Annotated in this window: 6 protein-coding genes and 1 riboswitch; of the genes, 4 read left to right on the top strand and 2 right to left on the bottom strand. The window is 63.0% G+C overall.

All coding sequences use genetic code 11. The features are described 5' to 3' along the window. Positions 1-295: 295 nt before the first annotated feature. Both nrdR and glyA read right to left on the bottom strand, forming a co-directional pair. Positions 296-763, bottom strand: a complete 468-nt coding sequence (gene nrdR / locus AC1RWI_RS37760; RefSeq protein WP_043348539.1) for a transcriptional regulator NrdR — start codon at positions 761-763, stop codon at positions 296-298. Positions 764-909: 146 nt separating this feature from the next. Then, complete coding sequence (gene glyA / locus AC1RWI_RS37755) at positions 910-2157, bottom strand: serine hydroxymethyltransferase (protein WP_043348535.1); 1248 nt, start codon at positions 2155-2157, stop codon at positions 910-912. Between the two features lie 121 nt (positions 2158-2278). Further along, a riboswitch (ZMP/ZTP riboswitch) is annotated at positions 2279-2381 on the bottom strand. 161 nt (positions 2382-2542) lie between these two features. On the opposite strand from glyA, the gene ybgC reads away from it, so the two are divergent. From ybgC to AC1RWI_RS37735, 4 genes are all read left to right on the top strand, one after another. Continuing rightward, on the top strand, positions 2543-2947 hold the full coding sequence (gene ybgC, locus AC1RWI_RS37750; protein WP_043352192.1) for a tol-pal system-associated acyl-CoA thioesterase: 405 nt from the start codon (positions 2543-2545) through the stop codon (positions 2945-2947). Beyond that, the gene (gene tolQ / locus AC1RWI_RS37745) at positions 2944-3627 is read left to right on the top strand and encodes a protein TolQ (RefSeq protein WP_043348531.1); all 684 of its coding nucleotides are present in this window, start codon (positions 2944-2946) and stop codon (positions 3625-3627) included. The genes ybgC and tolQ overlap by 4 nt, the downstream gene beginning before the upstream one ends. Before the next feature lie 42 nt (positions 3628-3669). Beyond that, entirely contained in the window at positions 3670-4107 is a 438-nt protein-coding gene (gene tolR / locus AC1RWI_RS37740; RefSeq protein WP_043348529.1) for a protein TolR, read from the top strand. Between the two features lie 15 nt (positions 4108-4122). Beyond that, positions 4123-4306, top strand: a 184-nt coding sequence (locus tag AC1RWI_RS37735) for a cell envelope integrity TolA family protein (protein WP_492870858.1), incomplete at its 3' end; no start/stop codon positions are given.

Raw genomic sequence — 4306 nt, 5'->3', positions numbered from 1 at the left:
TAGCGCAGAGGGGAGGGAGGGGCGGTTGGCTGGGTGCCGGAGGGCGTAGGGGCATGAATAGATCAGCGCTGCCCATGCACTGCGCAGCGCTTTCCCCGGTGCCCACGATAGCCTGGCGCGCGCAAGTGCAACCAAGCCCGCTGCCGCAAGGCAGGAAGGCTGACCCATGTTCGACTCCCGTCCGAAAATTGTTTTTTTCTTGTTGGCGTATTTCGCCTCTCCGGGCGAGTCCACCGCACCTTCTGTTTCCGCATTAGAAGGTAGTGCAGATTAAACAACTTTCGTTGGGAGTCTGCTACCCCTTCCGTGGGGTAGACGTCGAAAATTCATCCAGCATGTCGCGGAATTCCGACACGTCCTCAAAACTTCGATACACCGAAGCAAACCGGATGTAAGCAATCTTGTCCAACCGGCGCAGCTCGCGCATGACCAGCTCCCCGACCTGGCTGCTGGGGATCTCCTTCTCGCCGAGGGCGAGCAGTTTCTCTTCGATGCGGGTGATGGAGGCGTCGATGGCTTCGGCCGAGACCGGGCGCTTGCGCAGGGCGAGGCGCATCGAGTCTTTCAGCTTGTCGCGGGTATAGTCCGCGCGGGAGCCGTTTTTCTTGACGATGGCGGGGAAGAATAGTTCGATCCGCTCATAGGTGGTGAAGCGGCGGTCGCAGGATTCACAGCGGCGGCGGCGGCGCACCGTATCGCCTTCTTCCGACATGCGCGTGTCCAGGACCTGGGTGTTGGAGTGTGCGCAAAAAGGGCATTTCATGCCTGACCACCTCGAAGTATGAGCCGGGGCGCGTGCCGCGCAGGCAGCGTCTTGTCATTCTGTGTCGCGCCGGGCTGGGTTGGCAAGGCCCGCCGCAGGCGCGGCGGGGCTGCCGGCCACCCGCGGGTGGCGGGTGGCGCCGGGCTTTAGCCGTAGACCGGGAAACGCTTGGTCAGGGCTGCCACTTGCTCGCGCACGCGAGCGATATTGGCCAGGTCGTGCGGGTTTTCCAGCACGTCGGCGACGAGGTTGGCCACCAGGCGGGCTTCTTCTTCCTTGAAGCCGCGGGTGGTCATGGCCGGCGAGCCCAGGCGGATGCCCGAGGTGACGAACGGCTTTTCCGGGTCGTTGGGGATGGCGTTCTTGTTGACGGTGATATGCGCCTCGCCCAGGACCTTTTCGGCTTCCTTGCCGGTGATCTGCATGGCGCGCAGGTCGACCAGCATGACGTGGCTTTCGGTGCGCCCGGAGACGATGCGCAGGCCGCGCTCGATCAGGGTTTCGGCCAGCACGCGGGCGTTCTTGACCACTTGCTGCTGGTAGGTCTTGAACTCGGGCGACAGGGCTTCCTTGAAGGCGACTGCCTTGCCGGCGATCACGTGCATCAGGGGGCCGCCCTGGATGCCGGGGAAGATGGCCGAGTTGATGGCCTTCTCATGCTCGGCCTTCATCAGGATCACGCCACCGCGCGGGCCGCGCAGGCTCTTGTGGGTGGTGGTGGTGACGAAGTCGGCGTGCGGCACCGGGTTGGGGTACTCGCCGGCGGCGATCAGGCCGGCGTAGTGGGCCATGTCGACCATGAACAGGGCGCCGATGGACTTGGCCACCTTGGAGATGCGTTCGAAGTCGATGCGCAGGGCGAAGGCCGAGGCGCCGGCGATGATCAGCTTGGGCTTCTTTTCCTGGGCCAGCTTTTCCAGCGCGTCGTAGTCGATGTCTTCGTTTGCGTCCAGGCCGTAGCTGACCACGTTGAACCATTTGCCGCTCATGTTGAGCGCCATGCCGTGGGTCAGGTGGCCGCCTTCGGCCAGGCTCATGCCCATGATGGTGTCGCCCGGCTTCAGGGCCGCGAAGAACACGCCCTGGTTGGCCTGCGAGCCGGAATTGGGCTGCACGTTGGCGGCTTCGGCGCCGAACAGTTGCTTGACGCGGTCGATGGCCAACTGCTCCACGATGTCGACGTACTCGCAGCCACCGTAGTAGCGCTTGCCGGGATAGCCTTCGGCGTACTTGTTGGTCAGTTGCGAGCCTTGCGCGGCCATCACGGCCGGCGAGGTGTAGTTTTCCGAGGCGATCAGCTCGATGTGCTCTTCCTGGCGCTGGTCTTCCTTCTGGATGGCGGCAAAAAGCTCGGGGTCGATCTGGTCGATCGTATAGCGGCTGCGTTCGAACATGGCGAAAACTCGTCTGAAAAAGGGGAATTCCGAATGGCTTCGGGGTAGGGCGCGCGGGGAAGGCACAGGCGACCGGCGCCGGTCGCGTTAGCTATCCGGCGCAGGGCGCACCCTGCTTCCCATTCGCTGCCCAGGCGAGCGGCAGGCGCTTGAAACATCGCGCCAGAGAACTTTGCGCTTCCTCGTGGTAGTGCCCACTGACTTCGCCAGTCGCGCAAGATGGAATGGTTGGCGGCAGTTTAACGCGAGGCGCTGGCTCGCTGCAAGACAGTGCCGTGGGCCCAAAGACCGAAAGTCAATGCCTTGTCCGTCAGGTCATGTAATTGTTGTAATGTCAGACAAGGGTTTACACCGGGTCGGGTCGGCTGCCGTTACAATCGCGGCCATGAGCAACAATGTGTGGGCCTTGCGGGTGTACTGGGAAGACACCGACGCAGGCGGCGTAGTGTTCTACGCCAATTACCTCAAGTTCTTCGAGCGCGCCCGTACCGAGTGGCTGCGCTCGCTAGGCATCGAGCAGCAAGCGCTGGCCGATGAGTCCGGCGTCGTCTTCATCGTCAGAAGCACGGCGGTGGACTACAATGCCCCCGCCCGTCTGGACGACTTGCTTGAGATCCGGACACAGATTGAACGGGTTGGCCCGGCGTCGGTCCAATTCGCCCAGGAAGCCTGGCGTGGAGAGCAATTGCTGGCTACTGGCGCCATCCGGGTTGGATGTGTTGATCGTAGCACATTTCGCCCGACTCCCATTCCCGCTCCCGTCCTTGCAACCATCAAGACCGCTCGATGAATCCCGTGACCGTCACGCAAGACCTGTCGATCATTTCGCTGGTGCTGCACGCCAGTGTGCTGGCGCAGGCCGTCATGGCCCTGCTGCTGGTGATGTCCCTGTTCTCGTGGACATATATCTTCCGTAAGCATTTCTCCCTGCGCGCCGCGCGCACACAGACCGAGGGTTTCGAGCGCGACTTCTGGGCCGGCGGCGACCTGCAGGCCCTGTATCAGAGCGCAGCCAATAATCGTCACAACACAGGCGCGCTGGAACGGATCTTTGAATCCGGCATGGGCGAGTACCTGAAGGCGCGCGAGCGCAACAATGACGCCGGCGCACTGCTCGATGCCGCGCGGCGTGCGATGCGCGCGGCCTATCAGCGCGAGATGGATGTGATGGAATCGCACCTTCCGTTCCTGGCATCGGTGGGTTCGGTCAGCCCGTACATCGGCTTGTTCGGCACTGTATGGGGGATCATGAACGCCTTCCGCGGCTTGTCCAATGTGCAGCAGGCAACGCTTGCGGCCGTGGCGCCCGGCATTGCGGAGGCGCTGGTCGCCACCGCCATCGGCCTGTTCGCGGCGATTCCGGCTGTCATTGCCTACAACCGCTACGCCACCGAAGTGGATCGCCTGGCCATCCGCTTCGAGAGTTTCATGGAAGAGTTCCTGAACATCCTGCAACGGCAGACCCGCTAAAGCGCCGAAGCCACCAACGTCTTCGGTCAAGGAGAACCAGCAATGGCAGCGATACAGCGCCGTGGCGGCTCGCGCCGCCGGGCCAGCGCCGACATCAACGTCGTGCCTTACATTGACGTGATGCTGGTGCTGCTCGTCATTTTCATGGTGGCGGCACCGATCGTGAATCCCGCCGTGGTTGACCTGCCCAGCGTGGCCAACGCCACCCAGCAGCAAAAGGCGCCCCCTATCGTGGTGACCGTGCATGAGGACGGCGCACTGACCGCGCGTGGCAAGGATAACGCCGGCAACAGCTTCGAGCGCAAGCTCGACAAGCAGGGCCTGATCGATTTCGTGCATCAGCGCCAGAACGAGAATCCCGATCAGCCGGTGGTGATCGCCGCCGACCGCTCGGTCAAGTACGAAGCCGTGCTGGACGTCATGTCAGTGCTCAAGGCTGATGGCGTGAAGCGCGTCGGCCTGATGGTCAAGCCCAAGTAAGCACCGACCCACGCGATGAAAACCGCCGCCTATCCTTATCAGCCGGCCCCGGAGCGGGGAACCCTGCGTTCCCTCCTGCTCGCGGTTTTCATGCACCTGTTGCTGGGCATCGTGCTGTATTTCGGCGTGCACTGGCAGAGCAGCACCCCGGTGGGTGCCGAGGCCGAACTCTGGGATGAGATCCCGGCCACTACCGCAC

It is taken from the genome of Cupriavidus sp. MPR-AND1C (assembly GCF_058809705.1).
The sequence above is the reverse complement of the archived record's forward strand: the minus strand, read 5'-3'. Positions and strand labels throughout refer to the sequence as shown.